Genomic DNA, 18,006 nt, shown 5'->3' with positions numbered 1-18,006 from the left:
CCTAGTACAGGGGATTGGACGGCACAGGCTGCAGGTAGGGCGGGATGTGCCAGCTTTGCAGGTGACGGCCCAGCATGACCAGCTCGCAGGAAAGGCGGTCGCTGCCGCGCGCGCTGACCTCGAAGTGATAGGTGCGCCGCAACTGCATGCGTCCGCGGCTGTTGCGGCCGAACCAGACCTTGCTGCAGGAAACGGTTTCGTCCAGCAGTTGCAGGTTCCAGCGTTCCGCCAGCTCCCGTCCGCAGGCAATGGCTTGTTCGCGGCTGGCGATGCTGTCTATCCAGTACCAGGCGCCGATGACGGCAATGATGAGCAAATAGAGTTCCATTATGGCTTCAGTGGGTCGGGTTCTTCTTCGGGTTCGTCTTCATGCAGCGAGAGTGTGTCGATGCGCGCGCTGTTGTCTTCTGCGGCGGCATGCTTGCCGTGCAGCTTGAAGCGCAGGCGCAGCTCGTTGTAGGAGTCGGCGTTGCGCAATGCGTCCTCTTCCGTGATGCGGCCTTCCTCACATAGCGTGAACAACGCCTGGTCAAAGGTCTGCATGCCGAGTTCTACGGATTTTGCCATGGCATCCTTGATCATGCCGGTTTCTCCCTTGAGGATGAGGTCGGCGACCAAGGGCGAATTGAGCAAGATTTCAATCGCGGCGCAGCGTCCGCCGCCTTTCTTCGGCACCAGGCGCTGCGAGATAAATCCGCGCAGGTTGAGCGAGAGGTCCATATGCAGCTGCGCATGCCGTTCTTCCGGGAAGAAGTTGATGATGCGGTCTATGGCCTGGTTGGCGCTGTTGGCGTGCAGGGTCGCCATGCACAGGTGGCCGGTCTCGGCGAACGCCAGGGCGAACTCCATGGTTTCGCGGTCGCGGATTTCGCCAATGAGGATGACGTCCGGCGCCTGCCGTAAGGTGTTCTTGAGCGCGCTGAACCAATCGTTGGTGTCGCGCCCGACCTCGCGGTGCGTGATCAAGCAGTTCTTGCTCGCATGTACATACTCCACCGGGTCTTCCACGGTAATGATATGCCCGTGGCTGTTTTCGTTGCGGTAGTCGATCAAGGCCGCGAGGGTGGTGGACTTGCCCGAGCCGGTGCCGCCGACGAGGATCACCAGGCCGCGCTTGGCCGAGATGACTTCCTTGAGCACGGGCGGCAGGCCGAGGTCGTCGAAGCGCGGAATCTGCGTGGTGATGGTGCGCAGCACCATGCCGACCTTTTCCTGCTGGATGAAGACATTGACGCGGAAGCGGCCGATCTCCTTGGGCCAGATGGCGAAATTGCATTCCTTGCTCTGCTCGAACTCCAACCGCTGCTTTTCGCTCATGAGCGCGTAGGCGAAGGCCTTGGTGTGCTCGCCGCTCAGTTTCTGCTGGGTGACCGGCGTCATCTTGCCGTCTATCTTCATCGCGGGCGGAAAGTCCGCGGAGATGAACAAGTCGGACGCCTTCTTCTCCAGCATGGAGCGCAGTAGCGTGTGCATATAGGCCAGAGCCTGTTCCTGATTCATGCCAAATCCAATCCGGGATGCGGGTTAAAAGGGCCTTAAATAGCCGATGGGCAGATGCCATATTAAATGAGGTTAAACGCCGCTGTCATTATGTCCGGCTCCGGTTGCGTTGTCTTGATTGCTCAGGGCGGCTAACACACCTCGGCGAAGCGTTCCTGGCAAGGCAGGGCAGCAACGCCAGGAGTGGTTTGTTAGCCGCTATGCCAGCCGCGCCTGGGAAATTAAGCACGCATGGCGCTTATATGGGGTCATGGATTCTTACACTCAAGAGCCTAAATTTAATTTGGCGGATGCCGCTAATATGCTTACACTGCCATGGCGTTTCCATTGGAAACTGTTTTCTGAATTGACCGCAAGCGAGTTGTACCAAGTCCATGAACGATATCCGCGAACGCGAGGCCATGAATGCCTATCTCAAGCTGCTCAAGAACAAGGGAGTCGACAATGAGGGACTGATGCAGCGGGAGCACTGGCTTCTCGCGCTGGTGCCTGCCATTGCGGGGCAGCCGGCGGACGGCCTGATCTACCGTGAAGCCGTTGAGCACCTGCTGACCGAAGTCGAGCGCGAGCAATGGCCGTTCTTCCTTTCCGTGGTGCGCGAGTACTACCATTTCTGGAATCACGACATCAAGGCGATTGCGGCCTTGAACGCTGGGCAGGAGTTCGAGCTCAACCCGACCAAGTGGCAGCCTGTCGAGCAAGACCTCAAGACGCTGTGGCAGCGCCTGGACAGCGAGAAGTTCGGCGTAGCCGACACCTGGCCGCTCAAGGCCTATAGCCATGCATTGCGCCAGGAGGGGGCGGACCAGGCATTGGTCGATACCCGGATGCGGCTGGTCAAGCTGCTGTTGCTCAAGCTGCGGGATGCGCCCGAACGCGACCATAAGGTATATCGCCAGGCGGTGAACGCCACGGTCGGCATTTTCACCATGAAGCCTACCCAGCGGTTGTTTCTTGCCGTGGTGCGCGAGTTCTATTATTTCTGGATCGGTGACCCGGACGCGGTCAGCCACATCCAGATCGAGCGCGCGGACAATATCGCCTGAGAGGGCAGCCTAGCTGTACTTTTCCGGCGACCGTGTTTTCGCATGCGCCGCGCTACTTATTTCAATGAGTCGAGCTTGCGCTCCAGCTGCTCGCAAATGGTCTTGAGTATCTTGATGCGGGCATATTTCTTGTCGTTGGATTCGACTAGGGTCCAAGGCGCCTGCTCCGTGCTGGTGCGGTCTATCATGTCGCAGACGGCGCGCTGGTAATCGTCCCATTTCTCACGGTTGCGCCAGTCTTCCTTCGTGATCTTGTAGCGTTTGAATGCGGTGTCCTCCCTGGCCTTGAAACGGGCCAGCTGCTCTTCCTGGTCGATATGCAGCCAGAATTTCACTAGCACGATGTCGTGGCTGACCAATTGTTCCTCGAAGTCGTTGATTTCCGCATAGGCGCGCATCCAGTCCTGCGTGCTGCAAAACCCTTCCACTCGTTCCACCAGCACGCGGCCGTACCAGGTGCGGTCGAAGATCGTGACGCGCCCGCGTCTGGGCAACTGGCGCCAGAAGCGCCATAGGTAGGGCTGGGCGTTTTCCTCGTCCGAGGGCGCCGAGATCGGTACGACGCTATAAGTCCGGGCGTCCATGGCCTGGGTGACGCGGCGGATGGCGCCGCCCTTGCCGGCAGCGTCGACGCCCTCGAACGCGATGATCACCGAAATCTGCTGGAATTTTTCATGGCGGGTGAGCAGGTTGAGCTTGCCTTGGTACTCCTCCAAGCGCTCTTCATAATCGTCCTTGTCCAGGGATTTTCCCAGGTCCAATGTGTTCAGCACATTGAGGCCGTCCGCCGCCGTTAATGCTAGCGCGGGGGCTGCCGCTTTGCGGGGAGGGGGAGCCTTGCTATCCAGGCGGTTGCGTATGGTTTCCAACAGGTATTTGCCCGTGGTCAGGCTGCGGTAATTGGCGTTGAAGCCTTCGATGACCAGCCAGGGCGCGTTGGCGGTACTGGTCTCGCGCAGGATATGGCCAGTGAGGGTACGGAATTCGTCATAGTGCTTGAGGTGCTGCTTGTCCTGTTCGGTGACGCGCCAACGGGTCTTGGGATTGGCTTCCAGCTCGGCAATCCGGGTTTTCTGTTGTTTTTTGGAAAGATGGAACCAGAGCTTGATGACGAGCGCGCCTTCGTCCGTGAGCATGCGCTCGAAGCGCACAATGTCGCTGAGGTGGCTGTCGAGCTTCTTGCGCAGTTTTCCGTCCGAGAGGTTTTCCAGAATGGGCGCGGTATACCATGAGCCGAAGAAAATCCCGATTTTGCCCTTGGGCGGCAGCTCGCGCCAGAAGCGCCACATGCGGGGGCGCTCCGCCTCATCTTCCGTGGCGGGACCGAAGGCGCAAGTATGGATCAGGCGCGGGTCCATCCACTCGTTGAGCAGGTTGGCGGTTTCTCCCTTGCCCGCGCCATCCACGCCGCCGATCAGGATCAGGACGGGGAAGGCCTTGGATTCCGCCAGGTCGAACTGCAGGTCGAGCAGCGCCTCGCGCAAGGCGGGCACTTCCTTTTTATAAAGGTCGTCGTCGATGCTGTGGCCGAGCTCGGCGGATTCAAACATGGCAGGTTTCCTGGAAGGCGTTGTTAGTTGGTGTTGATTCATGGTGCAGAGTTTCAGGGCAAGTGTCAAAGCTCCTGCTGTATTTGAACGGCATTGGTGCAATGCACAGTATGCAGTTCATCTTTGGTGCGTTTCTGTCTATGGAGCTTTATAAAACCTTTTAAAAACAATGAAATGTTGAGTGGCGCGGTTTTTGCTAATTATCTCCCGCGATAAAAATAAACGGAGGAGATGACATGGACTCAACACAGTCGGGAAATGACGTGTTTTTCATATTGCTGGGCGCCATTATGGTGCTCGCCATGCACGCGGGGTTTGCCTTCCTGGAGGTGGGTACCGTGCGCCGCAAAAACCAGGTCAACGCCCTGGTCAAGATCATGGTGGATTTCTCGGTATCCACCATCGCCTATTTTTTCATCGGGTATGGCGTGGCCTACGGCGTGGGCTTCCTGCAAGGGGCGGAAGCGCTTTCTGCGCACCACGGGTATGAGCTGGTAAAGTTCTTTTTCCTGCTGACGTTTGCCGCCGCCATCCCTGCCATCATTTCCGGGGGCATTGCCGAGCGGGCCAAATTCAATCCCCAGATCGCCGCGACCTTTGTTATCGTCGGCGTGGTATACCCCTTCTTCGAGGGTATCGCCTGGAACGGCCATTTCGGTTTCCAAGACTGGCTGGAAGCGGCTTTCGGCGCTCCCTACCACGACTTTGCCGGCTCTGTCGTCGTGCATGCGATGGGCGGATGGATCGCGCTGGCGGCCGTATTGCTCCTTGGCCCTCGCATCGGCCGCTACAGCAAGGACGGCAGGCTGCATGCCTTCCCGCCGTCCAGCATTCCCTTCCTGGCGCTGGGCGCCTGGATACTCACGGTCGGCTGGTTCGGCTTCAACGTCATGTCCGCCCAGACCGTGGATGCGGTGACCGGTTTGGTAGCGCTCAATTCATTGATGGCCATGGTCGGCGGCACGCTCGCGGCATTGCTTGCGGGCAAGAACGACCCCGGCTTCGTGCATAACGGCCCGTTGGCAGGCCTGGTGGCGATTTGCGCGGGCTCGGACGTGGTCAACCCCTTGGGGGCATTGGTGATCGGGCTGGTGGCGGGCGCGGTGTTCGTCTGGACTTTTACCTTGACGCAGAACCGCTGGAAGATTGACGACGTGCTCGGCGTCTGGCCCCTGCACGGCATCTGCGGCGCCTGGGGCGGCATTGCGGCCGGCATCTTCGGCGCAACTGCGCTGGGCGGCATGGGCGGCGTCAGCTTGGTGTCGCAACTGCTGGGCACGGCATTGGGCCTGGCCGTTGCGCTGGCAGGCGGTTTCGCGGTTTACGGCGTATTGAAACTGCTGGTCGGGTTGCGTCTGGACGCTGAACAGGAATACGACGGCGCCGACCTTTCCATCCATAAAATTGCAGCTACGCCTAACTTGGCTGCAGGGCAGGATGAGTAGGCGTCCTTAATATTGAATGCATCACATGCTTTGCTGCAAGCTGTCGTGACCACTTGCAGCGGCAGGAGGGGACGATGCCTGGCGCCGGCATTGTGTCGGCGTGCATGACATGATCCTCTTGAACGCGGTGCTGAACGCGCTCTCGGATTCGTATCCCAGTGAGAAGGCGATCGAGGAAACGCTCTCGTTGCCGGAGCGTAGGCGGTCTGCCGCCAGCAGCATGCGCCAGCGCGTCAAATAGTCCATGGCGGTGCTGCCTACCAACGCCTTGAACCGTTGCGCAAACACGGTGCGCGACACGCCTGCAACCCGCGCCAGCTCTTCCAGCGTCCAATGCCGGGCAGGCTCGGCATGCATGGCGCCTATCGCAGGGCTGATCTGCCGGTCGGTCAATGCGAGGAACCACCCCTGTGGCAATTCGCTGGAAGTCACCAGGAACAGCCGGAGCACCTGGACCAGCATCAGGTGCGCCAGATGAGTGGACATCAGTACCCCACCCGGTTGCGCGTGGCGCAATTCCGAGGCAAGTTGATCAAGAGACCACCGCAAGACCTCCGCCTGGCTTGATGCCTTGGGGATATTGATGATGGGCGGCAGCGCATCGAACAGGGCGGCGGCGTGATTGCCGGAAAAGGCAAAGCGCCCGCTGATGAGAAACATCTCCCCACCGCCGTTATGGACGGCAATTCCGTGACGAGAGACGGCCTCCATGATGTGCCCGCCGTCTTCCGGGGGCAATTGCGGGTCTGTTGACAATATGACGCGGCGTTTGCTGTTCAGCAAAAAGCAGTCGCCCTCCTCGAAGCGGACCGGGTATTCCAAATCCTCCGTGATGCCCCAGCAAGCGCCTTTTACTATCGCCGTGAACTTGATTCCGTCATGAGGCGGAAAACTAAAAGACCAATCTCCGGCAGCATCGAAACCTGCATAGAATTGCCCGCGAGGTTTTAGGAGCGATAGTACGTCAGAAAGAGGATCCATCACCAAGGCCGTACTGATGAAAAAGGAATGGGTACTTTAAAGCATGGTTCGTTCACGGGGCAAGAACTACAATTTTTCCCATGCAGGATGTTTTTTCTCATCCGCCGACTTTTGCAACGTTTTGGAGGCTTCCCCATGGCACAAACACAATCCGTTATCTTCAAGAACCGCGATTGGGAGGTTGCTGCTACGCTGCGCTTTCCCCATGGCTTCGGGTTCGATACCAGCAGGAAGTACCCGGCCATTGTCTGTGCCCACCCTATCAGCAGTTGCAAGGAGCAGACTGCGGGCAACGTCTATGGCGAAGCGCTGGCCCAGGCCGGCTTCATCACGCTGGCTTTCGACGCCTCAACCCAAGGCGCCAGCGGGGGCGAGCCGCGCTTCAGCGAAGATCCCGGCACCCGCGTCGAGGACTTTCGCTGTGCCGTGGACTACCTGGTGACGCTGCCGTACGTGGATGAAGAACGCATCGGCGTGCTGGGCGTGTGCGGTGGCGGCGGCTATGCCGTCAATGCCGCCATGACTGAGCGGCGCTTCAAGGCGGTGGGCACTGTTGTCGGCGCCAACTATGGCCGCCTGATGCGCGAAGGCGACATGACGCCCGATGCCGCCATCAAGACGCTGGACGCCATCGCCACGCAGCGTACCGCCGAAGCGCGCGGCGACGAGCCGCTGATCGTCGGCTACATCCCGAACTCCGAGGCAGAGCGTGCGAAAGCCGGGCTGGACAACATCGACATCGTTGAGGCCGTACAGTACTACACTACGCCGCGCGGCCAGCAGCCAGGCTCGCCCAATAAGCTGCGCTTTACCAGCACCGCCGCGGCCATGGGCTGGGACGCCTTCCACTTCGCCGAGGTATTATTGACCCAGCCGCTGCATATCGTCATCGGCAGCGTACCCGGCGCCTTCGGTTCCTATCGCGATGGTTTAGAGTTGTATGGCCGCGCGCGTTCGAGTCAGAAGAGCATCCAGGTCGTCGAGGGGGCAAGCCATTACGACTTGTACGATCAGCCAGAAGCTACCAGCCAGGCGCTGGCACAATTGGTGCCTTTCTACAAGAAACACCTGGTGGCGTAATGTCTGGATGACCTTGTCGCTCCAGTAATGCGCCTTGATGTGCTTTATTTTAACTGAGCAGGTTCCAAGCGCATTGGCAATGGGCTGCGTAGGGCTGGGCTAGGACTCTGTTGTCGTGCTATCTTCGGGTTGTTGCGGATTCCAGGTGTTTTATGCTCAGGCAGACCAAGATATTGTTGTGGCGCTTACTAGCCGTGATTGCGTTGATTCTCGGCGTGATCGGCGCGTTCCTGCCGATCATGCCCACGGTGCCGTTCGTGCTGCTGGCGGCGTGGGCGGGCGGTCATGGCTGGCCGCAACTCGAGCATTACCTGCTCAACCACCCCAAATACGGGCATCACATCCGAGATTGGCGCGAGCGCGGGGCGGTGTCGCGCAAGGCGAAATATATCGCGGTATTCATGATGTCGTGTAGCGCAACCGGGCTCTGGTTCTCGCCGGCGCCTTTATGGGCGAAATGGGGCGTCACCGTCACCATGGCGACCGTGGCAGTCTGGCTGTTGCTACGCCCGGAGCCTGTGCCCTGCAAGTAATGATGGCCAACAAAACCTTCCAGGCATTGCCCGACCTTGCCGCGCTCTTTGTACTGCCAGCGGCAGGGCAGCGAATTGCCAGGCTTGTCAGCTGCTCCGAGCCAGGGCTGCGCTGGTGCCGGCCCATGCTAGAATGCGGCCCATGTCGAAATTTCATGTCCTGATCCCGGCAGCCGGCACAGGTAGCCGTATGGGGTCCGAATTGCCCAAGCAATACTTGCCGTTGAACGGCAAGCCGCTCATCCATCATGCCTTGTCCCTTTTCTCAGCTGCGCCCCGCATCAGTGCCGTGCACGTCGTGATCGCGCCGGACGACCGGCTGTGGGCTCAATATAGCGCTACCGGACTGGATGCAAAGGTGTGCATCCATGCGCTGGGCGGCGCAACCCGTGCGGTCACGGTCTTGAACGGGCTGGAGGCGATTGCGCGCCAGGCGGCGGATGACGACTGGATATTGGTGCATGACGCGGCGCGGCCGGGATTGAGCATGGCATTGCTGGACCGTTTGCTGGACAGCGTGCAGGACGATGCCGTGGGCGGCCTGCTCGCGATCCCGCTTGCCGATACGCTCAAGCGCGCCGATGACGGGCAGCGCGTCGCCAATACGGAGCCCAGGGAAGGGTTGTGGCAGGCGCAGACGCCGCAGATGTTCCGTTACGCCTTGTTGAAACAGGCGTTGCGCCAGGCGGGCGGGGCCCCGACGGATGAAGCCCAGGCGGTGGAGGCGCTCGGCTACAGTCCCAAGCTGGTGCCCGGCGAGCTCAGGAACCTCAAGATTACCTATCCGCAGGATTTACAACTGGCAGAAGCGATTCTGCTTGCAGATGCCAAGGAGCAGAAAACATCATGATCAGAGTAGGAAACGGATTTGACGTGCATCAATTGGTGGAAGGGCGGCCATGCATTATCGGCGGGGTGGATATCCCCTTCGCCAAGGGCCTGAAGGGGCACTCCGATGCCGACGTGCTGCTGCATGCCGTCAGCGACGCCTTGCTCGGGGCGGCTGCATTGGGCGATATCGGCAAGCATTTCCCCGACACCGATGAGCGTTTCAAGGGGGCGGACTCGCGTGCCTTGCTGCGCCATGTCGTGGCCTTGCTCAGGGCCAGGCATTACAGCATCGTGAATATCGATGCGACGATTATCGCGGAAGCGCCCAAGATGGCGCCGTACATCGCGCAAATGATGCAGCATATCGCGGAGGACTGCGACATCCCGACGGATTGCGTGAACGTGAAGGCCACCACCAGCGAAAAGCTGGGCTTCACCGGGCGCGGCGAGGGCATTGCGGCGCAGGCGGTATGCCTGATCCAGCGTTACCAGATTTGAGTTGATTGCATATGCATGAAGAGCCCAGGGCATTTTCGCCTTGGGCTTTTTATTTGGGTGCGGACGTCGTGTGTTGTCTAGTTCCGCCGCTCTTCAGAAAAATAGGGATAGAGCAACGGCAGCAGCAACAGCGTGAACAGGGTGGCGGACACCAGCCCGCCCACAATCACCACGGCGAAGGGGCGCTGGGTTTCCGAGCCGATGCCGTGCGATAGCGCCGCCGGCAACAGGCCAAGGCCCGCCATCAGCGCCGTCATCATGATCGGGCGCAGGCGCGCCACCGCGCCTTCTACTACGGCTTGTTTCATGGCATGGCCTTCGCGCATCAGGTATTTGATCTGCTCGACCATGATGACGCCGTTCTGCACCGATACGCCCGCCAGCGCGATGAAGCCGACGGCCGCTGAGACTGACAGGTGCAGTCCCGCCAAGCCCAGTGCGGCCAAGCCGCCGATCAGGGTGAACGGGATCATTAGCAGCACCAGCAGGGCGTTCTTGACGGACTTGAACGCCATGAACAGCAGGATGAAGATTAGCATCAAGGACAACGGCACGATCACTTGCAGGCGCTTCATTGCGCGTTGCTGGTTCTCGAATTGGCCGCCCCAGGTGATGCTGTAGCCGGGGGGTAGTTTCACCTGTTGTTTTACCTTGCTCATCGCCTCGGCGACGAAGCTGCCCTGGTCGCGGTTGATGAGGTTGGCCTTGATCGCGACAATGCGTGAAACCCCTTCGCGGCTCACGCGCGAGGCGCCCTGCTTGATGCCGATGTCGGCGATCTCGTCCAGCGGGATGGTGCCGGCATTGCCTGGCAAGGCCACCGGCAGCTCGGCGATGTCATCCACGCCGTCGCGGTATTGCCTGTCCAGCCTGAGCGTCACGTCGAAACGCTGGTCGCCGTCGTAGAAGGTGTTGGCGGCATTGCCTGCCAGCGCTGTCTGGATCGTGGTGTTTACGTCGTTGACCTTCATGCCGTAACGCGCAAGCTTGGCGCGGTCCAGCGTGATGTCGAGCTCGGAGTTGCCGGAAATGCGGATCGCGGCGACGTCGGTCGCGCCTTGGATGCTGTTGAGCACATCCACGACCTGGTCCGCCTTGTCTTCCAGAATGGCGAGGTCCTGGCCGAATATCTTGACCGAGATTTCGCCTTTCACCCCCGATAGCGCTTCTTCCACGCTGTCCTGGATCACTTGCGAGAAGTTGGTGGGGATGCCGGGGATGGCGTGTATCTTGGCCGAGATGCTCTCGATCAGGGCTTCCTTGTTCTTGAAGCGCCATTCGTCATGCGGCTTGAGGTCGGCGAGGATTTCGATATTGTTGGGCCCCTTGGGGTCGGTGCCGTCATCGGGGCGGCCGACGTGGCTCACTACCAGGCGCACCTCGGGATAGCCCTGCAGGATGCCGCGGACGTGTTGTTCGACTTCCTTGGTCTTCATGAGGCTGGTGGAAGGCGGCAGGCTGATGGTGAGCCAGATGTTGCCTTCGTCCAGCTTGGGCAGGAACTCGGAGCCGAGCTTGGGCGCCAGCAATAGCGACACTGCCAGCAATGCGGCGGAAGCGCCCGCCAGCGGCCAGCGTATGCCGCCGGTTCTCAGCAACAGCGTGCGGTATCCTTCCTGCAGCCTATGCATCCAGGCGCTGTGCTTTTCCGCCATGTCCTCGCGGCGCATGGTGTAGGAAAGCAATGCCGGCACCAGGGTCAGCGTGAGCAGGATGGCGCCCAGCAATGCAAAACTGAGGGTGAAGGCCATGGGCGAGAAGATCTTGCCCTCCACGCGCTGGAAGGTGAAGATCGGCAGGAAGGCCAGGATGATGATGGCCTTGGAAAAGAGGATGGGGCGGCCCATTTCCACGGCGGTCTGGCGCAAGGTATGCAGGCGCCAGCCGTAACCGGCCTGTTGCGGCACTTTGTCGATTTGCGTAACCGCCAGTTTCACCATCAGGGCTTCGACCAGCACCACGGCGCTGTCGATGATGATGCCGAAGTCCACCGCACCCAGCGAGATCAGGTTGGCGGAGACCCCGCGGATATTCATGACCACGAAAGCGAACAGCAGCGACAGCGGGATCACTGAGGCGACGATGAGTGCGGCGCGCCAGTTGCGCAGGAACACGATCAGGATGGTGACGACGAGCAGGGCGCCGACGATGAGGTTTTCCGTCACGGTATGCACGGTATGCTGGATCAGCGTAGTGCGGTCGTAGAAGGGCGCGATGCTGACGCCGGGCGGCAGTTTGGCATTGATCTCATTGACTTTTTCGCGAAGCGCATCGATCACCTTGGCCGGGTTCTGGCCCTTGTTCATGATGACGATGCCTTCCACGACATCATCGCGGTCGTTGAAGGCCACGATCCCGGAGCGGGTATGGTCGCCGATTGCCACCTGGCCGATATCGCTCACCAGGATGGGCTTGCCGCCGCGTGAATCGATCACGGTATTGGCGATATCGTCCAGGCTCTTGTAGAGGCCGATGCCGCGTACGACCAGGTCTTCATCGCCGCGGTGCATGAAGCCGCCGCCTACATTGCTGCTATTGCCGCCCAGCGCCTGGTCGACCTGGTCGACGGTAATGTCGAATTTTTTCAGCAGGTAGGGATCGAGCCTGACCTGGTATTCCTTGATGCTGCCGCCAAAGCTGGTAATGTCGGCCACGCCGGGCACGGTACGCAGCATGGGGCGGACCTGCCAATCCTGGATGGCGCGGATTTCACGTTGCGGCATATCTTTGGGCGCCTCGATCAGGTAGCGGAAAATCTCGCCCACTGCGGTGGAAAGCGGCGCCAGGGTGGGCTGGTATTCCGGCGGCAGGTCTGCGCCCTGCAGGCGTTCCAGCACCTGCTGGCGCGCAAAGTAGTCATCGGTTTTCTCAGAGAAGGTCAGGGTGATGACGGAGAGCCCGGTGATCGAGACCGAGCGCATCTGGGTGAGGTGCGGTACGCCGCTCATTTCATGCTCGATGGGCAGCGTCACCACGCGCTCGACTTCTTCCGGCGCCAGGCCCGGCACCTGCGTGACGATGCCGACGTGCACGTCCTCGACATCGGGGAACGCCTCGATCGACATGTTTTGCACGGCAAAATACCCGGAGATGATCAGGGCCAGCGTGCCGAGCAGCACGAACACGCGCTGCTGCAGCGAGAAAGTGATGAGTTTTTCCAGCATGATGTGCCCTCTATCTGCCTGCGGCGAGCTCGGAGTTCAGCAGGATGGCGCCCGAAGTGACCAGGCGCTCGTTCTTGACCAGGCCCTGCTTGACCGTGGCGTAGTCGCGGCCTTGCACATCCAGCGTGACGCGGCGCTTCTTGATATGGCCGGGACTGGTTTCCACGAACACATAGCTGTATAGCCCTTCGGTAATCAGGGCGCTATTGGGGATGCGGATGACCTTGCGCTGGTCCTGGCTCAGCGGCGTAATGCGGGCATACATTTCCGCCTTGAGCCTGCCCTTGCTCTCGATGGCGCAGCGGACCGGGATGCGGCGCGTGGCGGGGTCTATCATGCCGCCGATCGACAGCACCTTGCCGGTGAACGTCTCGCCCGGATAGGCATCCACCTCCACCGAGACGGGCTGGCCCACGCCGACCTTGCCGAGGTCGCGCTCGGGCAGGTCTATGCTGGCCCACAAATGGTTGGGGTCGGTAATGATGAACAGCGGGCTGGCGGCATCTGGGCGGATTTCGCTGCCGGGGTTCACTTGCCTGTCGACGACCAGGCCAGCGAGCGGTGTACGCACGGTATAGCTCTCGCTGGTGTTGCGGCTGGCGCCGAGGTTGTTGATGCGGGCATTGGCACGTGCGGCTTCCGCAGCGGCTTCGTCCAGGTCTGCCTTGCTGGCTTCCAGTTCCTTTCTCGGGATGACGCCGCCATCGAGCAGCATGCGGCTGCGTTCGTAGGCCTGTTTCTTGAGCTCCAGTTCGGCTTGGGCCTTGCGTGCGTCGGCCACTGCGCTGCCGAGGTCTGGCGAGTCCATGGTCATGAGGACTTGCCCGGCTTTCACGCTGTCGCCGATTTCAGCGCTGATCTTGAGCGCACGGCCGGCGACCGGCGAAGAGATCCTGGCGGTGTAGTTTTCATTGAAGATGATCTTGCCGTTCAATGGCGAGGCTGCAGGCGCGGGGATTTCGCTGACGGTCTCGATCTTGAGGCTGGCAAGCTGCGGCGCATCCTTGGGGAGGATGATTTCATCCGCCGGCTTGGGGGCGGCTTTGACCGCATTGGCGGGTTCAGCGGCAAACGCGGCGCCGCTGGCGAATGCGAAAGAAAGCAATATTGGTAAGAATTTTTTCTGCATGCTTCGTTCTTTCTTGATTATTCAGTCGCGTCGCTATTCAGGGCCGCGTGCCAGTTGGCAAGGGATTTGGCAAAATCGGCATGAGCCGTGGCCGCATCGATCTGCAATGCGCGCAGCACGCGCCGGGCATCCAGCAGGTCGGTGACGCCCATGGCGCCATGCTGGTAGGCAAACTCGGCCGCCTGCGCCGTTTTCTGCGCTTCCTGCAGCATGTTCCTGTCATAGCGCTCGACCTTGTCGATCGCGGCCTCCAGGTCGGCGCGCGCGCGCTGGATTTCGCTGACCGCATTGGCGCGTATGCGTTCTTCCGCTTCCATCGCGGTGGTGTAGTCCACCTCGGCCCGTGCGATCTCGCCCTGGTATTGGTAGCCGGTGAATAAGGGGATGCTGAAGCCCGCGCCTATGGTGTTGCGCCCATTGTTATTGCCGCCGCCTCCGCCGCCGATGCTGGGGTAGTGCTCGTACTGCACGCCGACAGTGATGTCGCGTACGGTCTGCGCCTGCGCCAGCTTGCGGTTTTCGTTTGCCATCTGGATGCGCGCCATGGCGGCTTGTATGTCCGGGCGGCTGTCCAGGCTCGCAGGGCTGAATTCAGCCAGCGCGGCGGCCGTGTCGGGCCAGGTGTCGCCAGCGGCGATATTGCGTGCTTCCTGTTCCTTGCCGATCAGGTAGGCGAGGGTTGCCTGGGCTTTTTCCTTGTCGGCGCGCGCCTGGCGCAAGTCATTCTGGGCGCGCAGCGCATCAATGCGGATCCGTGCCGCATCGGTTGCCGCAATATCGCCCGCTTTCAGGCGCAACTCTGCGGCCCTGAGCATATTGTCGTAAAGCGCCTGGTTTTCCAGCAGGATGCGTTCGGTCTCCTGTGCCAGCAGCAGGTCGTAGTAAGCGCCGTATAGCGAGCGTTTTTGCTGGCGCAGGTTGTTGCGCAGGTCCAGCTCGCTGGCTTGCACGGCGCTGTCTGCCATGGCGATGCGCAGTGCGCGCTTGTTACCGCGCTCTATCGGTTGCTCGAGGCGGGCGATGGTGTCCAGCGTGCGGTCGTTGAGGCCGCCACCGCCGTTGCTGCCATTGAATTTGAAATTGTTGGAGTTGAGGGAAAAAGTCGGATTCGGGCGTTGCGCGGCAGCGAGGGTATCGGCTTGGGCACCTTCGACGCCGCGCTTCGAGAGCAGGACTTCCCGGTTGTTTTTATTGAACAGCTCGTTCGCCTTGGCCAGGGTGAGCGACCCCAGGTTGTCGGTTTCTGCAGCCTGGATAACGGCAGGGAAGCTCAACGACAGCAACACCATGCCGGCACACGCCCAATGACGCAACTGCATGTTGTTTTTCTCTCTTTCGCGCAAGCACCAGGGGGTGCGATGCATAGTAAACGCGAGAAAAATGCTTTAGTTTACAGTCGTACGAGATTTATTTTGCCGGCGAGTTCATGCCTTGAGCAGAACGATGACGGCGCCGCTGCCGCCATCCTGCTGCCGCGCCTGGGCGTAGGCAATGACTTCATCCTTCTGCATGAGCCAGTTGCGTAATTTGTGCTTGAGCACGGGCTCGCGGTTGCGCGAGCTCAGGCCCTTGCCATGGATGATGCGCACGCAGCGGATGCCGCGCTTCCGGCAGTGGGCGAGGAATTCGGCGACGTAGAGCCGCGCCTCGTCGCTGACCATGCCGTGCAGGTCTATCGCGGCCTGCACCACCCAGTGGCCGCGCCGCAGCTTGCTCAGGATATCGGGAGAATGGCCGTCGCGCAGGTATAGCAGCTCTTCGCCGCTTTCGAGCTCGTGGGCGGGAATGTAGCCGTCGCTCAAGGAGTCGGCAAGGGCCTGGCGCTCGTCGCGCAGGAACTGGCGCGGAATGGGTTTGGGGGAAGGCGACTGATGGTATAGCCGGGTTGGCTTGAGCGGGCGCACATCCTTGACTGCATCAAGGAACAGTTTGCTTTCATCGTCCTTGTCGTCTTGATCTGCCATGTGTTGCCAACCGAAAAAGAGGCCCGCAGGGAGGCCCTGCGGGAATGTGGTTTAGGACAATTGGTCCAGGTAGCGCTCGGCATCCAGTGCCGCCATGCAGCCTGTCCCGGCGCTGGTCACCGCCTGGCGGTAGATGTGGTCCTGCACGTCGCCGGCAGCGAACACGCCGGGAACGCTGGTGGCAGTGAAGTTGCCTTCACGTCCGGCCTTGGTGACGATATAGCCGCCCTCCATGTCCAGTTGGCCCTCGAAGATGTCGGTGTTCGGCTTGTGGCCGATCGCGATGAACACGCCCTTGAGCGCGATCTCCTTGGTGGAGCCGCTGTTGACGTCCTTGAGGCGGACGCCGGTGACGCCGGAGTCGTCGCCCAGCACCTCATCCAGGGTCTGGAAGGTTTCCAGCACGATACGGCCTTCCTTGACGCGCTCCATGAGCTTGTCCACCAGGATGGCCTCGGCCTTGAACTTGTCGCGCCTGTGCACCAGGGTAACCTTGCTGGCAATGTTGGCAAGATAAAGCGCTTCTTCCACTGCGGTGTTGCCGCCGCCGATCACGGCGACTTCCTGGTTGCGGTAGAAGAAGCCGTCGCAGGTGGCGCAGGCGGACACGCCCTTGCCGGCAAAAGCCTCTTCCGAAGGCAGGCCAAGATACTTGGCGGAAGCGCCGGTCGCAATGATCAGCGCATCGCAGGTGTATTCACCGGAATCGCCGACCAGCCGGATCGGCTTTTCGGCGAGATGGGTGGTGTGGATGTGATCGAAGATCATTTCCGTATTGAAGCGCTCCGCATGCTTCTGGAAGCGTGCCATTAGCTCCGGGCCCTGTACGCCATCGGCGTCGGCGGGCCAGTTGTCCACCTCGGTGGTGGTCATGAGCTGGCCGCCCTGGGCGATGCCGGTAATCAGCACGGGCTTCAAGTTGGCACGTGCCGCATACACGCCGGCAGAATAGCCTGCCGGGCCGGAACCCAGGATCAGCAAGCGAGCATGTTTTGTTGCCATACAGTAAGTACTCCTAATGCAATATTGCTAAAAGTGCGATGTTCGAAAGGTCGGAATATTAGGGTTTTTCCAGCAGGCTGCGCAACATCCATGCGGTTTTTTCATGGATTTGCAGGCGCTGCGTCAGCAGGTCGGCCGTCGCTTCGTCTGCTGCCTTTTCCGCGGTCGGGAATACCGAGCGCGCAGTGCGCACCACGGCTTCGTGGCCGGCGACCAGCGCCTTGATCATGTCCTGGGCATGCGGGACGCCGTCGGTCTCCTCAATGGAGGTGAGCTTGCTGAACTCCTTGTAAGTGCCGGGGGCGGGGAAGTCCAGGGAGCGGATGCGTTCGGCGATCTGGTCGACCGCGGTCCACAGCTCGTTGTATTGCTCCTCGAACATCAGGTGCAAGGTGCGGAATTGCGGGCCGGTCACGTTCCAGTGGAAGTAATGGGTCTTGAGGTATAGCGTGTAAGTATCTGCAAGGAAGCGCGCAAGCCCTTCAGCGATTTTCTTGCGGTCTTTTTCACTGATGCCAATATCTACCATCTTATTCTCCTTTATTTGAGGTGAAATACCATCCGCAATCAATATGCATGCGGAATCTTTGCGGACGAGCTTTAGCGCGGCTGGCAAAACTCTTCTGGCATTGTTTGTCTTGCCATACTGCCTGCGGATAGAGCGCCTAGCACCGCTTCGCCGAGCTTTGTCAGCCGCTCTAACCTGCTTGTTACCAGACCATCATGACAATGCTTAGTTTCGCTAGTTTAGGCGTCGCTAAAGGGGAGTGCAAATTGATTATGTTTATAGGAATGATAGCCTGGGTTAATTGCCACGGCCCCATCAAAAGAGCCGGCAGGTGATATGAGCATGGGTAAAACGGCAAAGTAGGAACTATCTGACAAGGATGCCATCCAACTGCGTGACGGGAACACAATTCCTGTCGAGTCGATTCATCTCCCAAAAGGAAAAGGAAGTAGCATATGTTAGTACTAGAAGTTCGTCCCCCTTCAGGACATGCGGACGATGTTCTGCATCCTGAGCAAGTTGTTCCGCGTTTCAACCACGCTCAATATGTTCCCGCAGAAAATGTTGCAGAAAGAGAAGCGGCATTCGACCGTGTCAGCCGTGCAGGCAATCAAGGCGCGCTGGTCAGGAACATTGATGCATTTTGCGATTGTGTCTGAAGCGGTTCGATAGCACGAGTGGAATGGCTGGGGCGCGCTCCAGCCATCATGTATTTGCCGCTCCATGCTGCTGAGCAGCATGCCGGAGCGAAACAGGGTTGATGCTGATATAATCG

At 60.0% G+C, this 18,006-nt stretch carries 17 protein-coding genes; 7 read left to right on the top strand and 10 right to left on the bottom strand.

All coding sequences use genetic code 11. The annotated features are described in order from the left end of the window. Position 1: 1 nt before the first annotated feature. Both ACW4YW_RS02645 and ACW4YW_RS02640 read right to left on the bottom strand, forming a co-directional pair. Positions 2-328, bottom strand: coding sequence for a DUF3301 domain-containing protein (locus ACW4YW_RS02645; RefSeq protein ID WP_407995968.1), 327 nt, complete (start codon positions 326-328; stop codon positions 2-4). After that, positions 328-1,500: a PilT/PilU family type 4a pilus ATPase gene (locus tag ACW4YW_RS02640; protein ID WP_457136131.1), complete on the bottom strand. Its 1,173-nt coding sequence runs from the start codon at positions 1,498-1,500 to the stop codon at positions 328-330. Before ACW4YW_RS02640 ends, ACW4YW_RS02645 begins: the two co-directional genes overlap by 1 nt. A 374-nt stretch (positions 1,501-1,874) precedes the next feature. Here ACW4YW_RS02640 and ACW4YW_RS02635 point away from each other — a divergent pair, with 374 nt between their 5' ends. Beyond that, positions 1,875-2,546: a hypothetical protein gene (locus tag ACW4YW_RS02635; RefSeq protein ID WP_457136130.1), complete on the top strand. Its 672-nt coding sequence runs from the start codon at positions 1,875-1,877 to the stop codon at positions 2,544-2,546. Between the two features lie 56 nt (positions 2,547-2,602). Here the strand turns inward: ACW4YW_RS02635 and pap are convergent, their stop codons facing one another. Further along, positions 2,603-4,096, bottom strand: a complete 1,494-nt coding sequence (pap, locus tag ACW4YW_RS02630; protein WP_457136129.1) for a polyphosphate:AMP phosphotransferase — start codon at positions 4,094-4,096, stop codon at positions 2,603-2,605. Positions 4,097-4,332: 236 nt separating this feature from the next. On the opposite strand from pap, the gene ACW4YW_RS02625 reads away from it, so the two are divergent. After that, entirely contained in the window at positions 4,333-5,541 is a 1,209-nt protein-coding gene (locus tag ACW4YW_RS02625) for an ammonium transporter (protein ID WP_457136128.1), read from the top strand. A gap of 21 nt (positions 5,542-5,562) precedes the next feature. Here the strand turns inward: ACW4YW_RS02625 and ACW4YW_RS02620 are convergent, their stop codons facing one another. After that, a complete protein-coding gene (locus tag ACW4YW_RS02620; RefSeq protein WP_457136127.1) occupies positions 5,563-6,522 on the bottom strand; it encodes an AraC family transcriptional regulator in 960 nt (319 codons plus the stop codon). Positions 6,523-6,657: 135 nt separating this feature from the next. Here ACW4YW_RS02620 and ACW4YW_RS02615 point away from each other — a divergent pair, with 135 nt between their 5' ends. The 4 genes from ACW4YW_RS02615 (at position 6,658) to ispF (ending at position 9,464) form a co-directional block, all read left to right on the top strand. Further along, positions 6,658-7,602, top strand: coding sequence for an alpha/beta hydrolase (locus ACW4YW_RS02615; RefSeq protein WP_457136126.1), 945 nt, complete (start codon positions 6,658-6,660; stop codon positions 7,600-7,602). A gap of 152 nt (positions 7,603-7,754) precedes the next feature. Beyond that, entirely contained in the window at positions 7,755-8,135 is a 381-nt protein-coding gene (locus tag ACW4YW_RS02610) for a YbaN family protein (RefSeq protein ID WP_309564912.1), read from the top strand. A 142-nt stretch (positions 8,136-8,277) separates the two neighbouring features. Continuing rightward, positions 8,278-8,985 (top strand): 2-C-methyl-D-erythritol 4-phosphate cytidylyltransferase, encoded by a 708-nt coding sequence (gene ispD, locus ACW4YW_RS02605; RefSeq protein ID WP_457136125.1) that lies wholly within the window; start codon positions 8,278-8,280, stop codon positions 8,983-8,985. Beyond that, positions 8,982-9,464, top strand: coding sequence for a 2-C-methyl-D-erythritol 2,4-cyclodiphosphate synthase (gene ispF, locus ACW4YW_RS02600; RefSeq protein ID WP_457136124.1), 483 nt, complete (start codon positions 8,982-8,984; stop codon positions 9,462-9,464). The genes ispD and ispF overlap by 4 nt, the downstream gene beginning before the upstream one ends. A gap of 77 nt (positions 9,465-9,541) precedes the next feature. Here ispF and ACW4YW_RS02595 read toward each other — a convergent pair whose 3' ends face one another. From ACW4YW_RS02595 to ACW4YW_RS02570, 6 genes are all read right to left on the bottom strand, one after another. Continuing rightward, a complete protein-coding gene (locus ACW4YW_RS02595) occupies positions 9,542-12,628 on the bottom strand; it encodes an efflux RND transporter permease subunit (RefSeq protein ID WP_457136123.1) in 3,087 nt (1,028 codons plus the stop codon). Between the two features lie 10 nt (positions 12,629-12,638). Continuing rightward, complete coding sequence (locus tag ACW4YW_RS02590; RefSeq protein WP_457136122.1) at positions 12,639-13,757, bottom strand: efflux RND transporter periplasmic adaptor subunit; 1,119 nt, start codon at positions 13,755-13,757, stop codon at positions 12,639-12,641. 17 nt (positions 13,758-13,774) lie between these two features. Beyond that, entirely contained in the window at positions 13,775-15,076 is a 1,302-nt protein-coding gene (locus ACW4YW_RS02585) for a TolC family protein (protein WP_457136121.1), read from the bottom strand. 105 nt (positions 15,077-15,181) lie between these two features. Then, on the bottom strand, positions 15,182-15,721 hold the full coding sequence (locus ACW4YW_RS02580) for a Smr/MutS family protein (protein WP_457136120.1): 540 nt from the start codon (positions 15,719-15,721) through the stop codon (positions 15,182-15,184). Between the two features lie 51 nt (positions 15,722-15,772). Beyond that, positions 15,773-16,723, bottom strand: a complete 951-nt coding sequence (gene trxB / locus ACW4YW_RS02575; RefSeq protein ID WP_457136119.1) for a thioredoxin-disulfide reductase — start codon at positions 16,721-16,723, stop codon at positions 15,773-15,775. Positions 16,724-16,781: 58 nt separating this feature from the next. Next, positions 16,782-17,252 carry a Dps family protein gene (locus ACW4YW_RS02570; RefSeq protein ID WP_309564917.1) on the bottom strand — a complete coding sequence of 157 codons (471 nt, stop codon included), beginning with the start codon at positions 17,250-17,252 and terminating at the stop codon, positions 16,782-16,784. 434 nt (positions 17,253-17,686) lie between these two features. On the opposite strand from ACW4YW_RS02570, the gene ACW4YW_RS02565 reads away from it, so the two are divergent. Further along, positions 17,687-17,890 carry a hypothetical protein gene (locus ACW4YW_RS02565; RefSeq protein WP_457136118.1) on the top strand — a complete coding sequence of 68 codons (204 nt, stop codon included), beginning with the start codon at positions 17,687-17,689 and terminating at the stop codon, positions 17,888-17,890. Positions 17,891-18,006: the final 116 nt, after the last annotated feature.

This window comes from Methylobacillus pratensis, assembly GCF_054072455.1.
The sequence above is the reverse complement of the archived record's forward strand: the minus strand, read 5'-3'. Positions and strand labels throughout refer to the sequence as shown.

Bases quoted from the DNA above. Each gene is read 5' to 3' on its own strand.
- ispF (WP_457136124.1), top strand. From the start codon at position 8,982: ATGATCAGAGTAGGAAACGGATTTGACGTGCATCAATTGGTGGAAGGG.
- trxB (WP_457136119.1), bottom strand. From the start codon at position 16,723: ATGGCAACAAAACATGCTCGCTTGCTGATCCTGGGTTCCGGCCCGGCA.
- pap (WP_457136129.1), bottom strand. From the start codon at position 4,096: ATGTTTGAATCCGCCGAGCTCGGCCACAGCATCGACGACGACCTTTAT.
- ACW4YW_RS02645 (WP_407995968.1), bottom strand. From the start codon at position 328: ATGGAACTCTATTTGCTCATCATTGCCGTCATCGGCGCCTGGTACTGG.
- ACW4YW_RS02625 (WP_457136128.1), top strand. From the start codon at position 4,333: ATGGACTCAACACAGTCGGGAAATGACGTGTTTTTCATATTGCTGGGC.
- ispD (WP_457136125.1), top strand. From the start codon at position 8,278: ATGTCGAAATTTCATGTCCTGATCCCGGCAGCCGGCACAGGTAGCCGT.
- ACW4YW_RS02595 (WP_457136123.1), bottom strand. From the start codon at position 12,628: ATGCTGGAAAAACTCATCACTTTCTCGCTGCAGCAGCGCGTGTTCGTG.
- ACW4YW_RS02640 (WP_457136131.1), bottom strand. From the start codon at position 1,500: ATGAATCAGGAACAGGCTCTGGCCTATATGCACACGCTACTGCGCTCC.
- ACW4YW_RS02565 (WP_457136118.1), top strand. From the start codon at position 17,687: ATGTTAGTACTAGAAGTTCGTCCCCCTTCAGGACATGCGGACGATGTT.
- ACW4YW_RS02570 (WP_309564917.1), bottom strand. From the start codon at position 17,252: ATGGTAGATATTGGCATCAGTGAAAAAGACCGCAAGAAAATCGCTGAA.
- ACW4YW_RS02635 (WP_457136130.1), top strand. From the start codon at position 1,875: ATGAACGATATCCGCGAACGCGAGGCCATGAATGCCTATCTCAAGCTG.
- ACW4YW_RS02620 (WP_457136127.1), bottom strand. From the start codon at position 6,522: ATGGATCCTCTTTCTGACGTACTATCGCTCCTAAAACCTCGCGGGCAA.
- ACW4YW_RS02585 (WP_457136121.1), bottom strand. From the start codon at position 15,076: ATGCAGTTGCGTCATTGGGCGTGTGCCGGCATGGTGTTGCTGTCGTTG.
- ACW4YW_RS02610 (WP_309564912.1), top strand. From the start codon at position 7,755: ATGCTCAGGCAGACCAAGATATTGTTGTGGCGCTTACTAGCCGTGATT.
- ACW4YW_RS02580 (WP_457136120.1), bottom strand. From the start codon at position 15,721: ATGGCAGATCAAGACGACAAGGACGATGAAAGCAAACTGTTCCTTGAT.
- ACW4YW_RS02590 (WP_457136122.1), bottom strand. From the start codon at position 13,757: ATGCAGAAAAAATTCTTACCAATATTGCTTTCTTTCGCATTCGCCAGC.
- ACW4YW_RS02615 (WP_457136126.1), top strand. From the start codon at position 6,658: ATGGCACAAACACAATCCGTTATCTTCAAGAACCGCGATTGGGAGGTT.